Origin of the sequence: Paracoccus lutimaris, assembly GCF_003337565.1 — a bacterium.
In the GTDB taxonomy this organism is placed as follows: domain Bacteria; phylum Pseudomonadota; class Alphaproteobacteria; order Rhodobacterales; family Rhodobacteraceae; genus Paracoccus; species Paracoccus lutimaris.
The window spans coordinates 130,843-154,968 of the sequence record NZ_QPJL01000010.1 but is presented as its reverse complement, the minus strand read 5'-3'; the positions used below and the strand labels follow the sequence as shown (position 1 = coordinate 154,968).

28 protein-coding genes are annotated in these 24,126 nt (G+C 63.6%); 20 read left to right on the top strand and 8 right to left on the bottom strand.

The window, feature by feature from the left end; translation table 11 throughout:
- Window positions 1-331: 331 nt before the first annotated feature.
- The 12 genes from DFP89_RS11190 to DFP89_RS11135 all read left to right on the top strand — a co-directional run bounded on the left by DFP89_RS11190 (window position 332) and on the right by DFP89_RS11135 (window position 8,551).
- Entirely contained in the window at window positions 332-649 is a 318-nt protein-coding gene (locus DFP89_RS11190; protein ID WP_114349468.1) for a head-tail connector protein, read from the top strand.
- Entirely contained in the window at window positions 642-1,097 is a 456-nt protein-coding gene (locus DFP89_RS11185; RefSeq protein WP_114349467.1) for an HK97 gp10 family phage protein, read from the top strand. Before DFP89_RS11190 ends, DFP89_RS11185 begins: the two co-directional genes overlap by 8 nt.
- A gap of 8 nt (window positions 1,098-1,105) precedes the next feature.
- Window positions 1,106-1,327: a hypothetical protein gene (locus DFP89_RS11180; RefSeq protein ID WP_114349466.1), complete on the top strand. Its 222-nt coding sequence runs from the start codon at window positions 1,106-1,108 to the stop codon at window positions 1,325-1,327.
- Window positions 1,324-2,739 carry a phage tail tape measure protein gene (locus tag DFP89_RS11175; protein WP_114349465.1) on the top strand — a complete coding sequence of 472 codons (1,416 nt, stop codon included), beginning with the start codon at window positions 1,324-1,326 and terminating at the stop codon, window positions 2,737-2,739. Before DFP89_RS11180 ends, DFP89_RS11175 begins: the two co-directional genes overlap by 4 nt.
- A gap of 1,147 nt (window positions 2,740-3,886) precedes the next feature.
- On the top strand, window positions 3,887-4,066 hold the full coding sequence (locus DFP89_RS11170) for a hypothetical protein (protein ID WP_114349464.1): 180 nt from the start codon (window positions 3,887-3,889) through the stop codon (window positions 4,064-4,066).
- Between the two features lie 81 nt (window positions 4,067-4,147).
- A complete protein-coding gene (locus DFP89_RS11165) occupies window positions 4,148-4,669 on the top strand; it encodes a hypothetical protein (protein WP_114349463.1) in 522 nt (173 codons plus the stop codon).
- 98 nt (window positions 4,670-4,767) lie between these two features.
- Entirely contained in the window at window positions 4,768-5,145 is a 378-nt protein-coding gene (locus tag DFP89_RS11160; protein ID WP_147273305.1) for a hypothetical protein, read from the top strand.
- A gap of 11 nt (window positions 5,146-5,156) precedes the next feature.
- Window positions 5,157-5,468: a hypothetical protein gene (locus DFP89_RS11155; protein WP_147273304.1), complete on the top strand. Its 312-nt coding sequence runs from the start codon at window positions 5,157-5,159 to the stop codon at window positions 5,466-5,468.
- A gap of 432 nt (window positions 5,469-5,900) precedes the next feature.
- Window positions 5,901-6,971 (top strand): CaiB/BaiF CoA transferase family protein, encoded by a 1,071-nt coding sequence (locus tag DFP89_RS11150; RefSeq protein ID WP_114349460.1) that lies wholly within the window; start codon window positions 5,901-5,903, stop codon window positions 6,969-6,971.
- Between the two features lie 206 nt (window positions 6,972-7,177).
- Window positions 7,178-7,606: a 50S ribosomal protein L21 gene (rplU, locus tag DFP89_RS11145; protein ID WP_114349459.1), complete on the top strand. Its 429-nt coding sequence runs from the start codon at window positions 7,178-7,180 to the stop codon at window positions 7,604-7,606.
- Between the two features lie 12 nt (window positions 7,607-7,618).
- Window positions 7,619-7,891: a 50S ribosomal protein L27 gene (gene rpmA, locus DFP89_RS11140; RefSeq protein ID WP_114349458.1), complete on the top strand. Its 273-nt coding sequence runs from the start codon at window positions 7,619-7,621 to the stop codon at window positions 7,889-7,891.
- Between the two features lie 108 nt (window positions 7,892-7,999).
- Entirely contained in the window at window positions 8,000-8,551 is a 552-nt protein-coding gene (locus DFP89_RS11135; RefSeq protein WP_114349457.1) for a GNAT family N-acetyltransferase, read from the top strand.
- Between the two features lie 72 nt (window positions 8,552-8,623).
- On the opposite strand, the gene DFP89_RS11130 is transcribed toward DFP89_RS11135, so the two are convergent.
- Window positions 8,624-9,094 carry a hypothetical protein gene (locus DFP89_RS11130; protein WP_114349456.1) on the bottom strand — a complete coding sequence of 157 codons (471 nt, stop codon included), beginning with the start codon at window positions 9,092-9,094 and terminating at the stop codon, window positions 8,624-8,626.
- 173 nt (window positions 9,095-9,267) lie between these two features.
- Here DFP89_RS11130 and DFP89_RS11125 point away from each other — a divergent pair, with 173 nt between their 5' ends.
- Complete coding sequence (locus DFP89_RS11125; RefSeq protein WP_114349455.1) at window positions 9,268-9,675, top strand: SufE family protein; 408 nt, start codon at window positions 9,268-9,270, stop codon at window positions 9,673-9,675.
- A gap of 2 nt (window positions 9,676-9,677) precedes the next feature.
- On the opposite strand, the gene mnmA is transcribed toward DFP89_RS11125, so the two are convergent.
- Complete coding sequence (mnmA, locus tag DFP89_RS11120; protein WP_425452661.1) at window positions 9,678-10,847, bottom strand: tRNA 2-thiouridine(34) synthase MnmA; 1,170 nt, start codon at window positions 10,845-10,847, stop codon at window positions 9,678-9,680.
- Between the two features lie 162 nt (window positions 10,848-11,009).
- Between mnmA and sciP the strand changes: the two genes are divergently transcribed.
- The 4 genes from sciP (at window position 11,010) to recG (ending at window position 16,570) form a co-directional block, all read left to right on the top strand.
- Window positions 11,010-11,285 (top strand): CtrA inhibitor SciP, encoded by a 276-nt coding sequence (gene sciP, locus DFP89_RS11115; protein ID WP_114349454.1) that lies wholly within the window; start codon window positions 11,010-11,012, stop codon window positions 11,283-11,285.
- Window positions 11,286-11,375: 90 nt separating this feature from the next.
- Window positions 11,376-12,092, top strand: a complete 717-nt coding sequence (gene ctrA / locus DFP89_RS11110; protein WP_114349453.1) for a response regulator transcription factor CtrA — start codon at window positions 11,376-11,378, stop codon at window positions 12,090-12,092.
- A gap of 99 nt (window positions 12,093-12,191) precedes the next feature.
- Window positions 12,192-14,480 (top strand): NAD-dependent DNA ligase LigA, encoded by a 2,289-nt coding sequence (ligA, locus tag DFP89_RS11105; RefSeq protein ID WP_114349452.1) that lies wholly within the window; start codon window positions 12,192-12,194, stop codon window positions 14,478-14,480.
- Entirely contained in the window at window positions 14,456-16,570 is a 2,115-nt protein-coding gene (gene recG / locus DFP89_RS11100; RefSeq protein WP_245948665.1) for an ATP-dependent DNA helicase RecG, read from the top strand. Before ligA ends, recG begins: the two co-directional genes overlap by 25 nt.
- Before the next feature lie 322 nt (window positions 16,571-16,892).
- On the opposite strand, the gene DFP89_RS11095 is transcribed toward recG, so the two are convergent.
- Complete coding sequence (locus tag DFP89_RS11095) at window positions 16,893-17,330, bottom strand: iron-sulfur cluster assembly scaffold protein (RefSeq protein ID WP_114349451.1); 438 nt, start codon at window positions 17,328-17,330, stop codon at window positions 16,893-16,895.
- 60 nt (window positions 17,331-17,390) lie between these two features.
- Here DFP89_RS11095 and hisI point away from each other — a divergent pair, with 60 nt between their 5' ends.
- Window positions 17,391-17,756 carry a phosphoribosyl-AMP cyclohydrolase gene (gene hisI, locus DFP89_RS11090; protein ID WP_114349450.1) on the top strand — a complete coding sequence of 122 codons (366 nt, stop codon included), beginning with the start codon at window positions 17,391-17,393 and terminating at the stop codon, window positions 17,754-17,756.
- On the opposite strand, the gene gluQRS is transcribed toward hisI, so the two are convergent.
- From gluQRS to DFP89_RS11075, 3 genes are all read right to left on the bottom strand, one after another.
- On the bottom strand, window positions 17,738-18,601 hold the full coding sequence (gene gluQRS, locus DFP89_RS11085) for a tRNA glutamyl-Q(34) synthetase GluQRS (protein ID WP_114349449.1): 864 nt from the start codon (window positions 18,599-18,601) through the stop codon (window positions 17,738-17,740). The genes hisI and gluQRS overlap by 19 nt on opposite strands.
- Window positions 18,580-19,923, bottom strand: a complete 1,344-nt coding sequence (gene trmFO, locus DFP89_RS11080; protein WP_114349448.1) for a methylenetetrahydrofolate--tRNA-(uracil(54)-C(5))-methyltransferase (FADH(2)-oxidizing) TrmFO — start codon at window positions 19,921-19,923, stop codon at window positions 18,580-18,582. The genes gluQRS and trmFO overlap by 22 nt, the downstream gene beginning before the upstream one ends.
- Before the next feature lie 134 nt (window positions 19,924-20,057).
- The gene (locus DFP89_RS11075) at window positions 20,058-20,678 is read right to left on the bottom strand and encodes a 50S ribosomal protein L25/general stress protein Ctc (protein WP_114349447.1); all 621 of its coding nucleotides are present in this window, start codon (window positions 20,676-20,678) and stop codon (window positions 20,058-20,060) included.
- A gap of 180 nt (window positions 20,679-20,858) precedes the next feature.
- On the opposite strand from DFP89_RS11075, the gene DFP89_RS11070 reads away from it, so the two are divergent.
- Window positions 20,859-21,869, top strand: coding sequence for an acyltransferase family protein (locus DFP89_RS11070; protein WP_114349446.1), 1,011 nt, complete (start codon window positions 20,859-20,861; stop codon window positions 21,867-21,869).
- Window positions 21,870-21,884: 15 nt separating this feature from the next.
- Here DFP89_RS11070 and DFP89_RS11065 read toward each other — a convergent pair whose 3' ends face one another.
- Window positions 21,885-23,048, bottom strand: a complete 1,164-nt coding sequence (locus tag DFP89_RS11065) for an alpha-hydroxy acid oxidase (protein WP_114349445.1) — start codon at window positions 23,046-23,048, stop codon at window positions 21,885-21,887.
- Window positions 23,049-23,064: 16 nt separating this feature from the next.
- A complete protein-coding gene (locus DFP89_RS11060; RefSeq protein ID WP_245948663.1) occupies window positions 23,065-23,418 on the bottom strand; it encodes a hypothetical protein in 354 nt (117 codons plus the stop codon).
- A gap of 104 nt (window positions 23,419-23,522) precedes the next feature.
- On the opposite strand from DFP89_RS11060, the gene DFP89_RS11055 reads away from it, so the two are divergent.
- The gene (locus DFP89_RS11055) at window positions 23,523-24,107 is read left to right on the top strand and encodes a TetR/AcrR family transcriptional regulator (protein ID WP_114349444.1); all 585 of its coding nucleotides are present in this window, start codon (window positions 23,523-23,525) and stop codon (window positions 24,105-24,107) included.
- Window positions 24,108-24,126: the final 19 nt, after the last annotated feature.

Below are 24,126 nucleotides of genomic sequence, written 5' to 3'. Positions count from 1 at the left end.
GACATCAGGTCTCGTGCCAATCTGGTCTCCATTGCAGGTACCAGCTTGAATCACGATCAGGCCACCCTGTGAATCCCTTTTGTCAACACCACCTAGAGTGCCTACTGCACACGCACAAGGGAGTTTGTTGATTCTGTAAACACTCGCGGGTTGAGCGACTCCGGAGAGATATGAAGAGATGAGCCGGGGCCTACCCCCGAACTTCCGCCCCATGTCGGCAACCGGCGGGGGGAGGCACGCGCAAGACAGGCGGAATATAACTTTTTCTGCTGGTTGTGATGTGATAACATAACACTATGTTATGAGTGCTGTGTTTTACGAGTGACCCGCTATGCCGATCCCTGCTGCCCTTGTCCGGGCGCATCTGAACTTTCTGCCCGATGAAACTGCCGACGACACGATCCTGACCCATTATGGCAACGTCGCCGAGGCGTGGGTGGCGTCCTATACCGGCCTGCCGTTTGACGCGGGCAACGTGCTGATGGTGCAAGCCGTGCTGCTGTTGGTGGCGCATCAGTATGAGGCGCGCGAGGCCGTCACCTTCGCCAGCGCCTACCAGCTTCCGTTCGGCGTGACCGACCTGCTGTCTGGCGTGAAGCGGCAGGTTGTCGGCTATGTGCCCGAGCATGAGGCCGCGCCCAATGGCTGATCTGGTGCAAGGCTCCAAGGAACTGACCCGGAAACTGCAAGCGATGCGCGATGCCGCAGCGCCTATCCTGCGCCCGGAACTGGTGAAGGCTGGGAACGAGATCGCCGCCGACATGCGGGTGCTGGCCGAGGCATCGCGGCGCACGGGCGATCTGATCGAAAGCATTCACGTCACCGGCCCCGGCGAAACCACCCCGCCGCATTCCACCGATGGCGGGCAGCGCGTGGCAGGCGAGTTCGAGGTGCTGGTGACGGCGGGCGATAGCGATGCCCGTCACGCGCATCTGGTCGAGGGCGGCACCGCACCCCGGATGCACAAGGACGGCACCACCACCGGCACCATGCCCGCCGCGCCATTCTTCAACCCAGCATGGCGCTTGAACCGAAAACGCCTCGAACAGCGCATGAACCGGCTGCTGCGCCGCGCGATCCGCGAGGCCAGCCAATGACCCCCGACATGGAATTGCAACGCGCCGTGCGGCTGGCACTGATCGCGACGCCGGATGTTGTCCAGCATGTCGCGCCCGAGCGCATCCGCACCGGCCTTGCCCGTCCCGAGATCATGCCCTGCATCATCATGTCGTCAGCCGAGGTGCATACGGCGATGCTGCCGACCAGCTTCGTCGCCTGTCGGGCGAACTGGACGCGGCGCAACAGGGATTCCGCGACGGCACCATGACCGGCGAGGATTTTGCCGCCAAGCTGGGCGAGATCGAGACCGGCGCGCAGGATGCTTTCGCCAGCCTGTCGGACGTGGATCGCGCGCAGTTCTCGGGCATCATGTCGCAGCTTGGACGCCTCGGGGGCGTGATCGCATCCGTCACCGCGCAGGCATCGGCGCTGGTTGGTGAACTGGCGAAGGCTGCGCAGATCGACCCCGGCACCAAGCGGCTTGAAGCCCTGCGCCAGCAACATGCCGCGCAATCCGCCAGCATGAGCAGTCTCGACGCCATGCGCGCGGCCAATGACCGTTTCGTCGCCAGCGAGAATGCCCGGAACGCCGCCACCAGTGAAAGCCTGAAACTGGACCGCGAGAAGGCCGAGGTGCGCAAGCGCGCATCCGAGGCAGGCGCGACCCTGACCGATGCCGAGATCACCACCGCCGCGCAGGCGGCGCTGGACGGTGATGCGGCCCGTTCCGCCGCCGATGCCGCCGCGCGATCCTCGGGTGGCTCTGGCGGGCGTTCTGGCGGTGCCGGTGGTGCGGCGGCGCTGGACGAATTTGCCCGCGAGGCGCAGGCGATCCGTGACCGGACGCGGGAACTGGAATTTGAATCCGCTGCCCTGATCGCGGGCGCGGCGGCTGGCAAGAGCTATGGCGATGCCGTCGCCCTCGCAGCCGAGAAGGCCAAGCTGCTGCATGCCGCGCAACAGGCCGGGAAGGCGATCACACCCGAACTGACCGCCGAGATCGACAAGCTGGCGCAGAGCTATGCCGATGCCGCGAGCAAGGCCGATCAGGCCGCCGACAAGATGAAGAAGGTCGAGGACGCGGGCCAGAAAGGCGCGCAGGCGCTGTCCGACTTGTTCGGCGGCATCCTGTCTGGTTCCATGTCGGCGGGCGAGGCGCTGGCCGGGCTGCTGCGGCAGATCGCCGCAGCACAATTTCATCGCGTGTTCATGGGCATGTTCGGACAGGGCGGCATGTTTGCCGGTGCCGGGCAATGGCTGGGCGGCCTGCTGGGCTTTGCCGAGGGCGGCTATACCGGCCACGGCGGCAAGCATCAGCCTGCCGGTATCGTTCACGCGGGCGAGTATGTGTTCAGCGCCGAGACGGTCAAGCGCATCGGCGCGGGCAATCTCGAACGGATGCACCGGAGCGCCCGCAGGGGCTATGCCGAGGGCGGGCTGGTCGGTGCTGCCGGAAAGGTCGCGAGGGCCGTCAGCGACTCGCCCAGCGGCTCTGCGAAGGTGTCAGCCCCCGTGATCAACATCACCGGCGGCGCGGTGACGGTGAATGCGACCGGTGGAACGCCCGAGCAGAACAGCGAGCTTGCCAAGCAGATCGCCCGCGAGTCCGAAGCCGCAATGCGCGTGATGGTGCAATCCGAGATGATCCGCCAGATGAGGCCCGGCGGGATGCTGCGCTAGTGCTTCGGGATTTGAGGCTTGCGCATACACTCCATTGATTCCATGCAACTAACCGGTTGCGCGCAGGAACTGATATGCTATGTTGCAAGCAAGTTATCCTTATGAAGTGCTAGGCGAGCGTCTTGTCGCAGACCCTACCCATGAGATCGCATGACACTCGGCTGCACCTAATCAATGCAGCCTTGTTCGATCCTAGCCTTCGGCAAAGATCCCGCAGAACGCCGAATACGAGACGGTGCGCGGAGACGGGTTAGCTAGGAACCCGCAGGTTTGATCGCCCCAGATCGCACCCCGGTGGAGAACATCGGACGCACTGGGACGGTTGCTTCCCGCACATTAGCGAATAGCGCCACAAAAGATTGCGGCTCTGTCAGTGATGACAACCGCTGGATACAGGTCTGGTTGTAGGTAAGCCGCCTGTGTCGCGCAGCCTTCGGGCTGCAACCGCATGGCCGAAAGGCCGGATGCGCCGAATATCGCCGGGACAATGGATGCCGCCCGGTCGCCTTGATCAGCAGGTTCGGTTCACCACTTCGACTGAAAGATTTAGTCGATCAATCCCCCTGACGGATACACAACTAGCCAGAACATCGGTTCTGGCTGAACTATGGCTGTGTATCCGTCAGGGGGAATAGTCATCTCCTGAAAGGGGATTACACAAACAGATGACAATCTTCCGGTCATGATAAAGAGAAACGTCAATCGAGCGCGAAGCGCGAGATGGCAAGGAGCGAAGCGACGCGCAGGGAGGCGCGAAGCGCCGAGTGTCTCGCGTATTCCTAGACACGCGGCGCGCAGATCATAAACGCAGACATGGTTCGCCTTCGGCTTCGACGTCACCTGCGTTGTGGCCGGAACCGGAAGGGTTGGGGGAGCACACATTCCGGTTAAGACCGGCAGTTTTTTATTGAGAATCATTCTCATCTGATGTAGATAGTCTCTACCGGGAGTGATTACCCGGCTTACCAGACCCGCGCGCAACTCGTTCCTGCGCGCGGGTTTTTCTTTTGCTTTCAAGCCCAGCACATAAGTAAGCACTTACTTACCTTTTATATAATAAAATCATATAGTTGCGAAAGTTTCCTCTTGCACACGGATTCCGTGTCGTCCTAGATTCTGGTTATCCAAATCAGCAACGAGCAATACCATGACCACCTTCATTCCCGATTCTGCCTATGAAACTCTGATCGACGATCTGGCGGACGCGTTCATGGCCGCTGCGACCGGCATGGGCGACCTGCGCGGCAAACTGGCCGAGGCGCTGGTCGTCGCTGGTGTGCTGCCGGAAGCCTGCCGCGAGGATGCAGGGGCGGCGCTGGCTGCGTAATCACGAATTTGTGAGGAATGCATTTGTCAGTTGCATTACTATATACACAGTAATAGTAATGATCGGGAAGGAGACGCAGACATGCCAAATGCAAACGCAGAAGCGCAGCGCCGTTGGAGGCAGCGCCAGAAGGAAAAGAAGCAAGAGGAGCTTGTGCAGGCCGTAGCGCCGGCAGGTGTCTTCCGCAAACCGTTCTTTGAGGTGTTCACACCCGACGATCAGGTGGGTTCGCAATATTGTCAGGCGCTTGAATTGACCGGAATTGCAGCGCCACTGTTTGAGGACGACAGAGGCCCGGAAGCATTCACGCTAGACGATTTGCAGGACCACAATCCCTTTGGTGAGGATTCCAGCACGTCGCTAGGCCGTGCCGAGGTGATGATAGGCTGCCTGATCAAAGCAGCGCAGGGCTTGGCCGATGAGGTGAATGCATACAAGCGCACCGAGATCAAAGCCCGCCTTGCCGAAGTCGAGGCTTCCGACCTGTCGGATCCGGCCAAGAAAAAGGCGGCGCTGAAAGAGGCCGCGCGCCTCAACAAGATGCTGGACCAGCTTGATAAGCAGGTCCGCTGGACCTTCCCGGCGTGGAAGGTGACGGGCTGAGCCGACAATCTGCGCCCGGTTCAGATGCAACAAAGGCGGTTGATGTTCCACGACCACCGCCCTTGTCACCTAGCAGTAATATTTGGAGATACCTACCAATGAAGAGCAGTGTCAAGACCACCCCGGTGGCGGCAAGCGTCACCGGTCGCGATGGCTACATCGTCGTTAAGGCGCTTATATATGCAATCGCACGCATCCAGTCTCTGCCCGAGGACCGGCAGGAATACAGCGACATGCTGGATATGTGCACAGTCTTGCACGACCTGGATTTTCCGCAGTCGATGCTTGACATGATCCATTCCGATGTTGAGCACCACATGCAGCGTGAGGTCGATCTATATCCCGGTGAAGGAATGGAGGCCGAACGGAAGGCGACACGCGCCCGGATCGACGCCGAGCGCGCCCGGATCGACGCCATGAAGTCGGATCATGCTGAGGCGCTACGGTGCTTCAACGAGAGCGACGAGGCTGTGTAATGTTGTCATCCATGCATTCGATGCAGCGTCAGCATGTTTTGGCCTATCTTGAAGCGAACTATACCCCGAGCAAACAGGCAGTCACATACCGGTTACATGCCGACATGGTATCGTCAGTGTTCAGGCAGAAGCAGAAGGAACTTCATGCCGCAGAACGGAGCCTTGCCGATCTCAGGTTGAGGTATGAGCGCATGAAAATGAAGGTGATGCATCTGCGCGAGGAAGTCGAAAACGCAGAGAAAGCGCGCTTGAACTATAGCCTCAACTTGGACGAGGCGGATTGGATGCGGCGACAAGAAGAACTTTCGACGTTTACCCCCTGATCCCATGAGACAGATCACCGCGCCAGCCGTAAGGACAATGTATAGGGCTGGCGCGGCCCGGTGGACTTACTCCACCACCGAATGCGCTGCGATTAGACGGTGAGTGCGCGGCCTGCATTAGCCAAACCCCGTCATGGTGCGGCGACCCACTCCTTTTGGTCGCGCGGCACCGGGCGCGACCAATCCGCGCCCCACAGCCTGAATTGTGGTGAAAAATTGAAAGGGCGGGGGGCGATCCCCGCCCTTTCTGCTGGGCGGATGACGTGGGTTCGTGCTTGCCTTTCGGACCTATCTAACGCAACGTCATTTAGGTCATTTTTAGGGGCGTCACATTGTTACAAAACTTCTCATAAGGTATTGATTTACAATGAGTCATTCACGGTTCGAGTCCCTCACCGCCCACCATTTCCCCAGTCAATCGGACCCCTGTCCATGACCGGCGCGCTTGCCTCGCTGCGCGTGGTCGAGATCGCCGGGCTTGGCCCGACACCCTTTGCGGCGATGTGGCTTGCCGATCACGGCGCCCGCGTGATCCGCATTGCCCGGCCCGGCGCGCGCCATGTGCTGGGATTGGAGCGCGACGTTCTGGATCGCGGCCGCGACTGGCTGGAGCTGGACCTGAAATCGCCCGAGGGGCAGGCCACCGCCCGCGCCCTGATCGGCCAGGCCGATGCGCTGATCGAGGGCATGCGCCCCGGCGTGATGGAGCGGCTGGGCCTTGGCCCCGACGACTTTCCCGGGAACCCGCGTCTGGTCTATGGCCGCATGACCGGTTGGGGGCAGGCGGGGCCATTGGCGCATTCGGCGGGCCATGACCTGACCTATCTGGCGATCACCGGCGCCCTGCATGCCATCGGTCCGGCCGATCACCCCTTGCCGCCCATGAACCTGCTGGGCGATTTTGCCGGGGGCTCGATGTATCTGGTCGCGGGCATGCTCGCCGCGGTCCTGAAGGCGCGCGAAAGCGGGCAGGGGCAGGTGGTCGATGCGGCGATCAGCGACGGGGTCGCGCATCTGATGGCGATGATCTCGGGGATGCGGATGGCCGGAGCGTGGCAGGACCGGCGGCAGGCCAATATCCTTGATGGCGCGGCGCCCTATTACGGCTGCTATGAATGCGCCTGTGGCGGGCATCTGGCCATCGGCGCCATCGAGCCGCAATTCTGGGCCGAGCTGCTGATGCGGATCGGGCTTGATGCCATGGGCCTGCCCGACCGCCGCGATCCCGCGCAATGGCCGGCACTGCGCGCAATTCTTGCGGCGCATTTCAGGACCCGCAGCCGCGACGACTGGGCGCGTCTTCTGGAAGGCAGCGATGCCTGCGCAGCGCCCGTCCTTTCGATTGACGAGGCCCCGGCACATGCCCATAACCGGGCGCGCTGGGTCCATGGCGATAACGGACCCAATCCGGCGCCACTGTTGTCGCGCACGCCCGGAGTGCTGCGGCCGGGGCGGAAACTGCAACCGGCCGAGGCGCTGGAAATCTGGTGCGCGCAGCCCTGACTGCGGGGCCAATCGGTGCGGTCAATCCGGTTGACTTCATGGCGCGAATCCGCGATATAGCCGCGACCGGCCGGGTTTCTGCCCGTTGCCGGTGCGTTATTTTGAACCTCACCCATATCCAGGGTGCGCTGTCCGAAGGCGGGGCCAACCCACAAACACCTGCGATCGCAGGGGCCAAAGGACGCGGCAGAACAAGGAAAGACGGAATGTTCGCAGTTCTCAAGACGGGCGGCAAGCAATACCGGGTTCAGGCCGGTGATGTGCTGCGCGTCGAAAAACTGAACGCCGAAGCCGGCGACAAGGTCCAGTTCAACGACGTGCTGATGATCGGTGCGACTGTCGGTGCGCCGCTGGTTGCCGGTGCCGCCGTGCAGGCCGAAGTCATCGACACGATCAAGGCCGACAAGGTCATCACCTATGTCAAGCGTCGCCGCAAGCACAGCTCGCAGCGCACCCGTGGCCATCGCCAGCAGCTGACCCTGCTGCGCGTGACCGAGCTTCTGGAAAAGGGCGGCGACAAGACCGACGTGAAGGCTGCCGTCGGCGCCCGCACCAAGGTCGAGGCGGCCCCCACGAAACCGGCGAAAGCCACGAAAGCCAAGGCCGCAGCTGCGGCTGAAGCCGCCAGCGAATAAGGAGACTGACCCATGGCACATAAGAAAGCAGGCGGTTCGTCCCGCAACGGTCGCGACTCGGCCGGTCGTCGTCTTGGCGTCAAGCTGTTCGGTGGCCAGTCGGCCGTCGCCGGCAACATCATCGTGCGTCAGCGCGGTACCACCTGGTGGCCGGGCCAGAACGTCGGCATGGGCCGCGATCACACGCTGTTCGCGCTGACCGACGGTCACGTGACCTTCCGCAAGGGCCTCAAGGGCCGCACCTATATTTCGGTGCTGCCTGCCAATCTCGAGGCTGCCGAGTAAGCCGATTCTTAACACTCGGGTGCTAAAGGGGGATCGGCCAAGGCCGGTCCCCTTCGCATTTCCAAGGACCGCACCCATATCTATTGCGAGCAAGACGGGGAGAAGAGCATGACGACCGGATCCATGGCTTCGGAGCTGGCGCGGCAAGAGGAGATCGTCGCCGAACGGCTGGTGCTGCGACCGCTGCGCCTGTCGGATGCGGGGCTGATTGCGCATTACACCGCCGACCGCCGCGTGGCCGAAGGGACGCGGTCCATTCCGCATCCCTTGCCGCCGGGCGCGGCCGAGGCCTATGTCAAGCGCGCCATGTCCTCGGATCGTGACGAGGATGTCTGGGCCATCGACGGCTCGGACAACAAGCTGGCCGAACTGCTGGGCGTGGTCTCGCTGACCCGGATGGAGGCAGAGCAGTCCGAACTGGGTTTCTGGATCGGGGCGGGGTTCTGGAATACCGGCTTCGCGACCGAGGCTGTCGCTGCGCTGGTCGCTGCCAATCCGCATGGCTCGCGCACGCTTTTCGCCGAGGCGTTTCAGGACAATCCCGGCTCGGCCCGGGTGCTGACCAATAGCGGCTTCGAATATCTGGGCGATGCGGAAAGCTGGTCGGTGGCCCGCAATGCCCGCGTGCCGACCTGGACCTATCTGCGCAAGATGGGCTGAACCCGTCGGGAACACGTTAAGAATGAAAAAGGGCGCCCTGATGGCGCCCTTTGCATATCTGGCCTGGCCGGTTCAGGGGCGAAGCGTGACGGCATTGCCGGCGCCGGTGATCACCACCTCGCGCAGGTTGGCCATGCTGGCATGGGACAGCGTCATGCCGACGGTGATCGTGTCGCTGGCCGGGTTCGGCGGGTTTGCCGCCGCGAATGTGTCGGGCGGCGGCGGATAGCCGACCAGGCGCAGGCGCAGCACGCCGTTCTCGTCGGGGCGGATGCGGCCCTTGGGCATCGGCACCTCGGTCACCAGCGCCACGTCCCACCAGCCTTTGGTCTGCGCAAGGCCGGTCACCACCAGCAGCCGGCCCTCGTAAAGCGGATCCCATTTGGCGCTGACAACACGGGCCAGCGGCGCGCGGCCATCCGTCTGCGTGGTCGGATAACCTCCCTCGGGTGCCAGCGTCTGCGGCTCGGACGAGCCGCCATCGAACCATCCCAGCGGGCTCCATCCGCTGCCCGGCCCGCCGCATCCGGCCAATACGAGCATCGCACAGCCGAAAAGGGCCAATGTTCTTGTCCGCATGGGTTGCTGTCCCTGTTTTCCTTGTTCCTGCGGCAGTGATAGGGCAAGTCGTGCGGGGGCGAAAGCCTCTTTGACCGCGCGGGCTTGCCGCGCTATGCCAAGCCCGCCCGCAGGCCCGCGGGAGTGAAAGGATGCCCATGGCCACGCCCGCTTTTGAAGAGATCGCCGAAACCTTCGATTTCCTCGATGACTGGGAGGACCGCTATCGCCATGTCATCGAACTGGGCAAGGCCATGCCGCCGATGGATGCGGCCCTGCAAGTGCCCGCGACCAAGGTCGAAGGCTGCGCCAGCCAGGTCTGGATCATGCCCCGGATCGCCGAAGGGCGCTTTGACTTTCAGGGTGACAGCGACGCGCTGATCGTGCGCGGGCTGATCGCCATCCTGCATGCGCTTTATTCCGGCGTGCCCGTGGCCGAGGTCGGCAAGATCAATGCCCCGGCCGAGCTGGGGCGGCTGGGCCTGCAGGAGCATCTGTCCTCGCAGCGCTCGAACGGTTTGCGGGCCATGGTGGAGCGCATCCGGCTGCTGGCGGCCGCCGCCTGAACTCAGCCGCCGCGGCGGTGCGAGATCCAGCCGCCGCCCAGCACCCGCGTGCCTTCGGTCGCGTAAAAGACGCAGGCCTGCCCGGGGCTGACGCCCTCTTCGGGGTCGAGAAGTTCGATCTCGGCGCGGCGGTCGCCGGTGGCGCGCAGGATCGCCGGGCGCGGCGGCCGGGTCGAGCGGATGCGGGCATTGATTGCGATCTCACCCTCAAAGGGTTGATCTCCCAGCCAATTCACCTCGGTCACTGGCACGATTTTCGTAGCCAGCGCCTGTTTCGGGCCGACGATGACGCGGCGGTTGTCGGGATCAAGGCGCACAACATAAAGCGGATCGCCCAAGCCGCCGATGCCCAGCCCGCGCCGCTGGCCGATGGTGTAATGAATGACGCCGCGATGCTCACCCAGCACGTTGCCGTCCAGATCGACGATTTCGCCCGGATCGGCCGAGCCGGGGCGCAGCTTTTCGATGACGCTGGCGTAATTCCCGTTCGGCACGAAGCAGATGTCCTGGCTGTCGGGCTTGTCGGCGACCGCCAGCCCGTATTGCGCGGCCAGTGCCCGCGTCTCGGCCTTGCTGGCAAGCCCGCCCAGAGGAAAGCGCAGGAATTCAAGCTGTTCGCGCGTGGTCGAGAACAGGAAATAGCTTTGATCGCGGTTCGGGTCGGCAGCCATATGCAGCTCGGCCCCCGCCTTGCCGTCATGGCGGCGGATGTAATGGCCGGTCGCCATGCAATCGGCGTCCAGCTCACGCGCGGTTTCAAGCAGATCGCGGAACTTCACCCGCTCATTGCAACGGATGCAAGGTACGGGGGTTGCGCCGGCCAGATAGGCATCGGCGAATTCCTCGATCACGGATTCGCGGAACTTGTTTTCATAATCAAGGACGTAATGCGGGAATCCAATGCGCTCGGCGACGCGACGCGCATCATGGATATCCTGCCCGGCACAGCAGGCACCCTTTTTCGCCAGCGCCGCGCCATGATCGTAAAGTTGCAAGGTGACGCCGATGACATCATAGCCCTGTTCCGCCAGCATTGCCGCCACGACCGAGCTGTCGACACCGCCCGACATGGCAACGACCACGCGCGTCTGCGCCGGCGGCTTTGGAAAGCCCAGCGAATTCACAGGCATGTCTTGCGCGGTCTTGCGCAGGTCGGTTCCGGGCATTGTCATGGATCGTCCTTTCGCGGCGCCGATCCGGGGCGCTGCATTTCCAGACATTTATAGGAAAAATCCACGAATTCTCAAGGGGCGCGCGGCAAAAATGCAGCTAGACTTCACCTCGGCTTAAGAACTCTGTGACAGAAACGACGCAAGAAAGACAGGAACTTGCCGATGTTTTTGAAGAAAACTCCGGGACCGCGCACGGTCATTTTGTCAGATGGCACCATTCTGACGCTGGCCGATCTGCCCGATCCGGCGACGCGATGGGTCGCCAGCCGCAAGGCGGTGGTGGTCGATGCGGTGAACCACGGCCTGATCACCCGCAACGACGCGATTCTTCGCTATGGCCTGACCGAGGAGGAGTTCGACGCCTGGGCCAGCGCGGTGCGCAAGCACGGACGGAATGGGCTGAAGATCACGCAATTGCAAAAATTTAGACAATTTTAAGTTGTGCAATGTCTGTGATTTCTCCGGTAACGTGATATTAACCTTTCGCTGACATCATCGTCGCGATACCGGTTAGCAAGGGGAAATGACATGCGAATCCTTCTTGTGGAGGATGATCCTACCACGGCACGCAGCATCGAGATGATGCTGACCCATGCCAGTTACAACGTTTACCGGACGGATATGGGCGAGGAAGGGATCGACCTTGCCAAGCTCTATGACTACGATCTGATCCTGCTGGATTTGGACCTGCCGGACATGCACGGGATGGAGGTTTTGCGCCAGATCCGCATGTCCCGTGTCGATACGCCGATCCTGATCCTGACCGGCTCGGACGATACCGAAAGCAAGCTGCGCGGTTTCGGCTTCGGCGCCGATGACTACATGACCAAACCCTTCAACCGTGATGAGCTGATTGCCCGCATTCAGGCGATCATCCGGCGGTCGAAAGGTCACAGCCAGTCGGTGATCCGCACCGGCGAGATGGTGGTCAATCTGGACGCGCGTTCGGTCGAGGTGGCCGGACGCACGATCAATCTGACCGGAAAGGAATACCAGATCCTGGAGCTGCTCAGCCTGCGCAAGGGCACGACGCTGACCAAGGAAATGTTCCTGAACCACCTTTACGGCGGCATGGATGAGCCGGAGCTGAAAATCATCGACGTTTTCGTCTGCAAGCTGCGCAAGAAACTTGCGGCGGCCATGGATGGCGAAAGCCATATCGAGACGGTCTGGGGGCGGGGCTATGTGCTGCGCGATCCGGTCGGTCCGGCCCAGAATGCCGAGCGTATGGCGCTGCGCGCCTGATCCGCGGCGATTGCCGGTGCTGGACAACCAAGCCCCGGCGCCGCTATCACCATTCTCCTGATTGCGGCCGGTTCGGGCCGGCTGCTGACGGAGGGCATGATGAGTACAGACGGCCGAAAGGACGTGTCGGAAACCGGGTCAGGACCGCGTGGGAATGGTGCGAATTTCCCCGATCTCCAAGCTGTATCGGCCGAAGCGGCACAGCTGGCCGAGGAGCTTTCGCGCGCCAATCTTGCCTATCACAACGACGATGCGCCCTTTCTCAGCGACGCGGAATATGATGCGAAAAAGCGCCGCCTGGAGGAAATCGAGACGCACCACCCCGAGCTTGCCCGGGGCGACAGCCCGACAGGCCAGGTCGGCGCGGCTCCAGACGGGCGGTTCGCCAAGGTTGCCCATCGCCAACCGATGCTGTCGCTTGAGAACGGGTTTTCGCGCGACGATGTCGAGGCATTCGTTCAGCGTGTGCGCTCATTCCTGAATCTGGCTCCGCAGGCGCCGCTTGATTTCACAGCCGAGCCCAAAATCGATGGCTTGTCTCTGGCCTTGCGCTATGAAGGCGGCGAGTTGGTTCTCGCCTCGACGCGGGGTGATGGCGCGGTGGGCGAAAACGTGACCGCCAATGCGCGCACCATTTCGGATATCCCGCAAAAGCTTTCGGGCAGGGATTTCCCCGAGGTGCTTGAAATCCGCGGCGAATGCTACATGTCGCATCAGGATTTCGAGGCGCTGAACCAGTTGGAGACCGGCCGGGTCTTCGCCAATCCACGCAATGCGGCCGCCGGATCCTTGCGCCAGCTTGATCCCGCGGTGACGGCGTCGCGGCCCCTGCGATTTTTCGCCTATGCCTGGGGTGAGGTCAGCACCAGTTTCGCGGCCACCCAGTCCGAGGCGGTGGCGCGGATGCACGATTTGGGCTTCCAGACCAATCCGCTGATGCGACTTTGCACCTCCCCCGATGAGATGATCGCGGTCTGGGAGCAGGTCGAGCAGATGCGCGCGACGCTGGGCTATGACATCGACGGCGTGGTCTACAAGGTCAACGATCTGGCCTATCAGGTGCGCCTTGGCATGCGTTCGACGACGCCGCGTTGGGCGCTGGCGCATAAATTTCCGGCCGAACGCGCCTGGACCCGGCTTGAGGCCATCGACATTCAGGTCGGGCGCACCGGCGCGCTCAGCCCGGTGGCGCGGCTGCATCCGGTGACGGTGGGCGGGGTCGTCGTCTCGAACGCGACCCTGCACAATGAGGATTATATCGCCGGACGCGGGGCCGATGGTCAGGACATTCGCGGCGGCAAGGATATCCGCGTCGGCGACTGGGTCGAGATCTATCGCGCCGGCGACGTTATCCCCAAGGTGGCCGATGTCGATCTGGCCAAGCGCCCGGAGGGTTCGCAGCCCTATGCCTTTCCGACTGTCTGCCCGGAATGCGGCTCGCCCGCCATCCGCGACGAGGGGGATTCGGCGCGGCGTTGCACCGGCGGGCTGATCTGTCCTGCGCAGGCGGTCGAGAAACTGCGCCATTTCGTCTCGCGCGCGGCATTCGACATCGAGGGGCTGGGCACCAAGCTGGTCGAGGAGCTGTTCCATGACGGCTGGATCCGCGAGCCGGCCGATATCTTCACCCTGCAGGAACGCTATGGCCCCGGCCAGATCCAGCAATTGAAGAACCGCGACGGCTGGGGCGAGAAAAGCGCTGAAAGCCTGTTTCTGGCCATCGACCGGCGCCGGGATATCGCGCTGGCGCGGCTTTTGTTCGCTCTGGGGATCCGCCATGTCGGCGAGGTCGCGGCACAGGACTTGGCGCGGCATTTCCAGAACTGGCAGGCGCTGGAACATGCGCTGGATATCGGCCGCCCGGCGGCGCTGGCGCATCGCGCGGCCGATGATGCGGCGCAAGCCGAACGCGCATTGGCCGCGAGCGAGGGGCGTCGCGCCCGGATTGCCGAGGCCCGCGCAGCGGCCATTACCAATACCAGCCCGCCGCACGCTGCCTCTGATGCCTGGTCGGACCTGATCGCTGCGGACGGGATCGGGCCGGTCATGGCGCTGTCGCTTTCGGACGCCTTTGCCAACCCGCCCGAGCGCGCGGCGATCGACCGGGTCTTTGCGCAATTGCGAACCGTCATCCCGCCCGAGGCGCGTGCCACCGACAGCGCCATCGCGGGCAAGACTCTGGTTTTTACCGGCACACTGGAAAAGATGACCCGGGCCGAGGCCAAGGCGCGGGCCGAGGCGCTGGGGGCGAATGTGGCGGGCTCGGTCTCTGCCAAAACCGACCTGCTGATCGCGGGGCCGGGCGCGGGCTCCAAGGCGAAAAAGGCCGCCGAACTGGGCATCGAGGTCATCGATGAGGACCAATGGCTGGCGCTGGCGCAGGGATGACGCCGGGCCGTCCGCCGGCACTGTTTCCGCTGTTTGCGGGGCTTGAAACCCTGCCCGGCATCGGTCCGCGTGCGGCCGAGGCCTTTGAGCAGATGGGCGTCACCCGGCCACGCGACCTGATCCTGACCCTGCCGCATTCCGGCGTTCGTCGGCGCCCGATCACGCGGCTGGCCGAGGCGCAGCCCCCCGAAATCGTCACCGTCACGGTGACCGTCCAGCGCCACACCCCGCCCACCGCAAAGGGGCGGCCGTGGCGGGTGCAGTGCTCGGACGGGGTGCAGGACCTGCAGCTCGTGTTCTTTCATCCCCGCCGCGACTGGATCGAAAGCCAGCTGCCGATTGTCCAGCGCCGTATGGTCTCGGGCAAGATCGAGCTTTTCGACGGCATGGCGCAGATGGTCCATCCCGACCATATCGCCGCTGAGGGAACGCCCGCGCCTCCGGAGTTCGAGCCGGTCTATCCGCTGTCCGGGCGGCTGACGCAGGGCGTGGTGCAAAAGGCGGTGGCGGCGGCAATGACGCGCCTGCCCGAGGTCGACGAATGGATCGACCCTTCGGTTCTGACGCGCGAGGGCTGGCCTGCATGGACCGAGGCCCTGACCCGCGCCCATGCGCCCGACGGCCCGCAGGGGCTGTCGCCCACCGATCCGGCCCGGGCACGGCTGGCCTATGACGAGCTTTTCGCCCATCAGATGACGCTGGCGCTGATGCGGCGCGACCGGCGGCGGCAGGCGGGCTTGCAGACACTGGGCAATGGCGCCTTGCGGGCGCGGGTTCTGGCCGGGCTGCCCTGGCCACCAACCGGCGCGCAAAGCCGCGCGGTCGAGGAAATCGCCGCTGACATGGCTGCGCCGCGCCGGATGAATCGCTTGCTGCAGGGCGATGTCGGCGCCGGCAAGACGCTGGTTGCCTTTCTTGCGCTGCTGGTCGCGGTCGAGGCGGGCGGGCAGGGCGTGTTGATGGCCCCGACCGAGATCCTTGCCCGCCAGCATTTCCGCGCGCTGGAGCCGCTGGCGAAACTGGCCGGCATCCGCATCGAGGTGCTGACCGGCCGCGACAAGGGCGATGCCCGGACCAATATCCTGACCGATCTGGCCGAGGGGCGCATCGACATCCTTGTTGGCACCCATGCCGTGATTCAGAAGGCGGTCGAATTCAACGACCTGCGGCTGGCCATCGTCGATGAGCAGCACCGCTTTGGCGTCAATCAGCGGATGGAACTGGGCACCAAGGGCAATCACCTGCCGCCCGACATGCTGGTGATGACCGCGACGCCGATCCCGCGTTCATTGGCCCTGGCGCAGTTTGGCGACATGGATCTGTCGGTCTTGGACGAAAAGCCCGCCGGGCGGCAGCCGATCAGGACGACGGTGATCTCGGACACGCGCATGGGCGAGGTGGTCGATCATCTGGCCCGGGCGCTGGATGGCGGCGCGCGCGCCTATTGGGTCTGCCCGCTGGTCGAGGAAAGCGAGCTGATCGACCTGACCGCCGCCGAGGCCCGTTTTCAGGAATTGCGCGCGCGTTTCGGCGATGAGGTGCGGCTGGTCCATGGCCAGATGCCCCCGGATGAGCGCGACGCCGCCATGGCCGATTTCGCCGCCGGTCGGGCGCGGATACTGGTCGCGACCACGGTGATCGAGGTCGGCGTCGATGTGCCCGAGGCCACGATCATGGTCATCGAGCGCGCCGAAAGCTTTGGCCTTGCGCAGCTTCATCAGTTGCGCGGCCGGGTCGGGCGCGGGACGGGCGCCTCAAGCTGCCTCTTGATGTATCACGAGCCGCTGTCGGAAAGCGGCCGCCGCCGCCTTTCGATCCTGCGCGAGACCGAGGACGGCTTTCGCATCTCGGAGGAGGATCTGGCGATGCGCGGCGCGGGCGACGTGATCGGCACCGCGCAATCGGGCCTGCCACGGTTCCGCATCGCCGATCTGGAGCGGCAGGGTGCGCTGATGGCGCTGGCGCGCAAGGATGCGCAGGCATTTCTGGAACGCGACCCGGGCATGGAAAGCGAACGCGGCCGCGCCGTGCGGCTGCTTTTGTGGCTGATGGAGCAGGACCGCGCCATCCGGCTGGTCACGGCAGGCTGACAATCCTGCGGGTTAACAATTCGGCAAATGTTCCTAAAAAGTTCTTTACTTTGTTCCGCTGAAATGAGAACAAAGTATAAACAAACTGTGGAGAACGCCCATGACCCGCGAATCCCTGTCTGACCTGCTTGGCACCGTCGCCATTTCGGTGACCGCCATCATCCTGTTTTCGCTGCCTTCGATTCTGGCGGCCTGATCCCGGCCTTTACAGCCTGTCTGCCCCTCACTGCCCCGCGCATTTCGACATGACTTGCCTGTCCTGTCACCGTTTCCCCCGGATGATCATGCGCGCACCTGCCGGCCCCTTTGAGGGCCGGTTTTTTCATGCGGGCGAGGCCTCGATGGCGCCCAGAAGCGCCTCCCATGCCAAAAGGATCGAGGCGTGGCGATTGGGGAATTCGCGCGCGGGCAGCAGGACCTCAAGCGCGTCAAAAGGCGCGGCGGGGACCGGGCCGTTCGATTTCAGCATGGCCTGCAATTCGTCGCGGGCGCGGGCGATCTCGTCGCGCGAATGCCCCAGCGCCACCCGGCCCAGCACCCCGGCCGAGGCCTGACCCAGGGCGCAGGCTCGCACCTCTTGCGAGAAATCCGCAACCCGCCCGTCCCGCATCACCACGTAAGCCGTCACCGATGATCCGCATTGCGGTGAGCGCTTATGCGCGCTGCCGGTCGCATCCTCAAGCTTTCCCAGATGCGGGATGTCCGAGGCCAAGGCCAGGATGCGCTGCGAATAAAGCTGCATCAGGTCGTTGTCGGACATGGTCTTTCCCCCGGGGCTTGCGCGCATTAGATAGGCATCGTCCCGCCGAAAGGAAAGCCGATGTTCGACGTAACCAGCCTGAAATACGACGCCAATGGGCTGATCCCTGCCATCGCGCAGGATCACCTGGGCGGCGAGGTGCTGATGATGGCCTGGATGAACGCCGATTCCCTGCGCAAGACGCTTGAGACAGGTCAGGTCACCTATTGGTCGCGCTCGCGCCAGTCCTTCTGGGCTAAGGGCGAAAGTTCGGGCCATGTGCAGAAACTGGTTGAGTTGCGCGTCGATTGCGACCGCGATTGCCTGCTTTTGCTGGTCGATCAGATCGGTCCGGCCTGCCACACCAACCGCCGCAGCTGTTTCTATACCGCGATCCGCGATGATGCCGAGGTGGTGATCATGGCGCCTCAGAACCCCAGCATCTGACGGATCTCGTCGGGGCTGCGGCCTTCGTCACGGTAAAGGCCAAGCGCGCGGGCATCGTCGCGCTTGGCCAGACGCTTGCCGGATTCGTCGCGGATCAGCCGGTGATGATGATAGCGCGGCACCGGAAGTTGCAGCAGTTTCTGCAAAATGACGTGGATATATGTTGAATCGAAAAGATCTTTTCCGCGCGTGATCAGTGTGATCCCTTGTGCCGCATCGTCCACCACCACCGACAGGTGATAGCTGCTCCCCATGCCGCGCCGCGCCAGCACGACGTCACCGATGCCCTGAATGATGTCTGAGGCCGACAGCCGGTGCGGGATGCCGGGGGTGATGTTCTCGTCGAGGAACGCGATTTCATCGGTGCCGAGATGTTGCAGGGCACGGGCCATGTTCAGGCGAATGGCGTCCTCGGGGCCGGCATCAGTCATGGAACGGTGGCGGCAGGTGCCGGGATAGACCGGGCCGTCCGGGCCGATGATGGGGGCCGCGCCCTCTTGCGGGGCGGACAGGGCCGCGCGGATATCGGCGCGACGGCACTGGCAGGGATAGGTCAGGCCAAGCGCCGCCAGCCGGTCCAGCGCATCCTGATAGGCAGGCAGGCGCTCGGATTGGCGCATCACCGGTTGTGGCCAGTTCAGGCCCAGCCAATGCAGGTCACGGGCGATCAGCGTTTCATATTCCGGGCGGCAGCGGCTTTGGTCGATATCCTCGATCCGCAGCAGGAACTGGCCGGGATCGGCAAGGCGGGCGGCGGTCAATGCCGCAAAGGCATGGCCCAGATGCAAGGGGCCGGTCGGCGAGGGGGCGAGCCGCGTCCGGTTCAAATCTGCCCCGCAAGCCATTGGCTGAAATCGGCTTTTGCGCGATCGGTATAGGCGGGATAGCGGTCCTTGCGGCCCTTGCGGCCGCCGAGCATTTCGTCCAGCGGCGGATACAGGCCAAAGTTCACATTCATCGGCTGGAAGGTTTTCGCATCCGCACCGCCGGTGATGTGATTGACCAGTGCCCCCATTGAGGTCGTGACGGGTGGCGGTGCCAGATCGCGGCCCAGCGCCTCGGCTGCTGCCATTCGTCCGGCCAGCAGGCCCATTGCGGCGCTTTCGACATAGCCCTCAACGCCCGTGACCTGACCCGCGAAGCGCAGATTGGGGCGGCTGCGCAACCGCAGCCGGTCGTCGATCAATCGCGGAGAGTTCAGGAAGGTGTTGCGATGAATGCCGCCCAGCCGTGCGAAACTGGCGTTCTGCAAACCGGGAATGCGCTTGAAAACATCGGTTTGCGCGCCATATTTCATCTTAGTCTGGAAGCCGACGATATTGTAGAGCGTGCCCAGCGCGTTATCCCGGCGAAGCTGAACCACCGCATAGGGCTTTTCGGTCGGGTTGTGGCTGTTCGTCAGGCCGACGGGCTTCATCGGGCCATGGCGCAGGGTTTCGCGGCCACGTTCTGCCATGACCTCGATCGGCAGGCAGCCGTCGAAATAACCCGCCGTCTCGCCTTCGTGGAACTCGGTCTTGTCGGCGGCCAGAAGCGCGTCGATAAAGCCTTCGTAATCGGCGCGGTTCATCGGGCAGTTGATATAGGCGGTGCGCTCTTCCTCGGTCTCGCCCTTGTCATAGCGGCTTTGCAGCCAGCAGATCGACATGTCGATGCTGTCGGCATCAACGATAGGGGCGATGGCGTCGAAGAATGCCAATGAGCCTTCGCCGGTCGCCGACAGGATTGACCGGCCCAAAGCTTCCGAGGTCAGCGGCCCCGTCGCCACGATCCAGCGCCCATCTGTTGGCAGCTCGCGGATTTCACCGGGGGCAAAGCTGACCAGCGGATTATCCTGCAGCGCCTGTGTCACCGCCTGCGAAAAGGCGTCGCGGTCCACGGCCAGTGCGCCGCCAGCAGGCAGGCGGTGGCGATCGGCCATGGCCATGATCAGGCCGTCCGCTGCCCGCATTTCCCAATGCAATTGCCCGACCGCGTTCATCTGGTCGTCGTCCGAACGGAAGCTGTTCGAGCAGACCATCTCGGCGCAATCGCCGGTGCGGTGGGCGAAGGTTTCGACCTTGGGACGCATTTCATGCAGCACCACCGCCACGCCTGCGCGGGTGATCTGCCAGGCGGCTTCAGAGCCGGCAAGGCCTGCGCCGATGATATGGATGGCGTCGGTCATCTTGATCTACCTGTCGGTTGCAGGGGCTGGGGATAGCAATGCCGGCGTGCTACGGCAAGAGCGGGAAACGGAAACGGGCGGTATCCGCTGGGGATACCGCCCGTCCAATTCCGGGGCACTGGGCCCGCGAAGGATCAGTCCTCGGCTGCTTCGGCGGCAGCTTCTTCGTTATCGGACGAGCGCAGGCCCGAGGGCGCGGCGATATTGGCGATGACGAAGTTGCGGTCGATGGTCGGCTTGACGCCGGCCGGCAGCGTGATGTCGTTGATGTGGATCGAATCGCCGATCTGGCGACCGGTCAGGTCGACGGTGATGTGATCGGGGATCTCCGACGCGGTCACCATCAGCTCGACCTCGGGACGGACCACAACCAGCGTGCCGCCGCGCTTCAGGCCCGGGGCTTTCTCGTGGTTTTCGAAGTCCACATGGATGAACAGGTTCACGCGGGTGTTGCGGTGCAGGCGCATGAAGTCGATATGCGTCGGCAGGTCCTTCACCACGTCGCGCTGAACGCCGCGGCAGACGACGCGCACGTCATCCTGACCGTCGACTTTCAGGTTCCACAGCGTGGACATGAAGCGACCGGCGCGCAGTTTGGTCAGAAGCGAGTTGAACTCGATCTGAATGGGCGAGGGCTCTTTGCCGTCGCCATAGACGATGCCGGGCACCTTGCCTTCGCGGCGAGCTTGGCGGGCGGCCCCCTTGCCTGTCCCCGCGCGTGCCTCAGCCACCAGATCAGGGATCTCTTTGGCCATTTTGGTAATCCTTTGTTAACGATTTGCGGCCATCCTCCAAGGGTGCATGGCCGAATGGGCGCCTATAACGTGGAGATGGCGTAATGTGAAGCTGGAAAAGGTCGAATGCCCGGTAAATAATGCTTGCGACGAAGTGGAGAGGTTTACTAACCCTTGCATGGGCGAGGAAAGAGAGACGCGTTGAACCGGATTCATTCGCTGGATTATCTGAAGCTGGCGCTGGCTGTGCTGGTCGCCTTTGGGCATACCTATTGGTTGCAAAGCCATATGTCTGCGCTGGTCTTCATGATCGGCAACGGGCTGATGCGGGTCATGGTGCCGACCTTCTGCATCGTGGTGGGGTATTTCCTGTTCTCGGCGGTGGCGCGCGGAAAAAGCGGAAAATGGCTCTGGCGCGTGCTGGCGCTCTACATGTTCTGGATGCTGGTCTATCTGCCGTTCTGGCTGAATGAAGTGCATGGTCCGGTGTCGCTGATCAAGACCTTGCTGCTGGGTTTCTTCCATCTTTGGTTCATGGCCGGCATCGTCGTGGCGGGGACCATCGTGATCGGTTTGCGGCTGCTGGTCCGGGCCATAAGCCCGGCTCTCGAGGTGCCCGCTCTGATCGTGACCTCGGCGATCTGCGCCGCCATCGGTGTCGCAATGCAATATGCCAGTCTGGCCGGCCTGGCCGAGATCGGCGTGCGCAAGTTCGAGAATGGCGTTTTCATGTGCTTCCCCTTCGTTGCCATCGGCTATCTGATCGGGCGCCGGGTCGCGCAGGGCGGGATGCAATCCTTGCCCGCCCGCCCGCTGGTGCTGGCGGCGACGGTGCTGGGGGCGGGGCTTCTGATGATCGAAGCCCGGCTCGTGGAACTGCGCTGGGGCGACGCGGTCATGCTGGACATCCCGATCAGCGCCTATGTCGCGGCACCGGCGCTGTTTCTGCCCACGCTGGGGACGCGCCTGCCGCAGCCGGCGATCCGGCTCGATCCGATTTCGGCGGCGATCTATTTCATGCATGTTCTGGCGTTGAAACTCGCCGGTGCGCTGGGGGTGACGGATCTGGCCGGGCTGATGCTGTTCGCGATCGGCCTGCCCACGCTGCTTGCCGTGATCGGCGAAAGGCTGGCCATTCCCATTCTGAGCCGAGGCGGCAAGAACCGCGCGGCTGGCGAATATGACAGCCGCGCGAGGGCACCTCGAACCTGATCCGCAGTGGCCGCCTCAGGCGTAAGGCTCAAGGAAATCCTTGGGGATCAGCAGGTTGTGGCGGCCAAGATGCTTGACATCCTTTTCGCCGCAAAGCGCCATGGTCACGTCCAGTTCCTTGTGGATGACCTCGAGCGCCTTGGTGACGCCGGCCTCGCCCATGGCGCCCAGCCCATAGATGAAGGCGCGTCCGATCATCGTCGCATGCGCCCCCATGGCCAGCGCCTTCAGGACGTCCTGGCCCGAGCGGATGCCGCTGTCGAGATGGATCTCGACCTGGTCGCCCACGGCCTGAACGATCTCGGGCAGCATGCGGATTGAGCTGACGGCCCCGTCCAGCTGACGCCCGCCATGATTGCTGACCACGATGGCATCGGCGCCGAAATCAGCGGCCATGCGGGCGTCGTCAGGGTCGTTGATGCCCTTGAGGATCAGCTTGCCGCCCCAAAGGTCGCGGATACGTGCGATCTTGTCCCAATCCAGCTGCGGATCGAACTGCTCGGCGGTCCAGCTCATCAACGAACGCGTGTCGCCGACGCCCTTGGCATGGCCGACGATATTGCCAAAGCTGCGGCGCTTGGTCTGCAGCATCTCAAGACCCCAGGACCATTTCGTCGCCAGGTCCAGCATCACCGGCAGCGTCAGCTTGGGCGGCGCGGACAGGCCGTTTTTCAGGTCCTTGTGGCGCTGGCCCAGAATTTGCAGATCCAGCGTCAGCACCAGCGCCGAGCAATTGGCCTTTTTCGCGCGTTCGATGATGTTCTCGACGAATTCCTGATCACGCATGACGTAAAGCTGGAACCAGAACGGATGGCCGGTGGCCTCGGCCACATCCTCGATCGAGCAGATGGACATCGTGGACAGCGTGAAGGGGACGCCGAATTTCTTGGCCGCCGTCGCCGCCTTGATCTCGCCATCGGCGGATTGCATGCCGGTCATGCCGACCGGCGCCAGCGCCACCGGCATGGTCACTTTTTGCCCGATCATCGTGCTTTCGGTCGAACGGCCGGACATGTCCACGGCGACCTTCTGGCGCAGCTTGATGCGCTGGAAATCGTCGCTGTTGGCGCGGAAGGTGCCTTCGGTATAGCTGCCGCTTTCGGCGTAATCGTAAAACATGCGCGGCGTGCGCCGGCGGTAAATCTTTTTCAGATCGTCAATGCAGGTGATGACGGGCATCGGTAAATCTCCTTTGTCAGTCCTGAGCGGATTGGCCGGCGCAATCCGGCTGGTCGGCGGGGCAGTCCGGGTCGTCAAGCGATTGTTGCGACAGGATCGCGGCGCGGGCGCGCAGCGCATCGGCGCGCGATTGCAGATCGGCATTGCTGGCCATGGGCGGTCCGCCTGCACGTCCGGCCAGCGCCTTGCCGCGGGCGTCCAGAGATGCGCCAAGGCTGTCGTCTCTGGCGGCATCGCCGGCATGGGCGGGGATCGCGGGGTCGGCCAGGATCTGTGCCGTCGGCAGCAATGCGGGATAGTCATGCGTGCGGTCGCCACAGGCGGTCAGCGCAATCAGCGTCAGCGCGCCTCCGATCAGCCGCAAGCTCATGCCCATATCCCCCGAACGCCTGCCATCCCGTTACATAGGACCAGCCGGGACGCAGGGGCAAGATGCGGTCTTCCTGCGGGCGGCTTTCCCGCCTAGAAGGCGGCATGGCAAGGACGCAGGGCTCAAAGGCGGAAATCACTGGACCTCTGGTTCGCGACGCGGCGCGCAGGCTGTTCGCGCGCCATGGTTTTGCCGCCGTCTCGATGCGCCAGATCGCGGCCGAGGTCGGGCTGCAGGTCGGCGCGCTTTATACCTATACGCCCGACAAGCAGGCGCTGCTGGCAGACCTGATGCACAGCCATATGGAGGATTTGCTGGCGGCCTGGCAGGATGATCCCGCCCGCCCGGCGCTGGAGCGGCTGGAGCGTTTCCTGCGCTTTCACATCAAGACCAGCCTTGAACGCCCCGAGGCGGTGTTTCTGTCCTATATGGAGCTGCGCAACCTTGCGCCCGGGAACCGCCGCGTCATCGCCGAGCTGCGCCGCCGCTATGAGGACGCGCTGGAGGCGATCCTGATCGCGGGCGAGGCGCAGGGCACCATGTCCGTACCCGACAGCCGCCTGACCACCATGGCGCTGATCGCCATGCTGACCGGCGTCACCAACTGGTATCGCGAGGGCGGGCGCCTGGATCAGGATCGGGTCGTCGCCATCTATTGGGACCTCGTGCGCGGGGCGGTCGGCGCGTGACGCGCGATTGTCCTTTGCA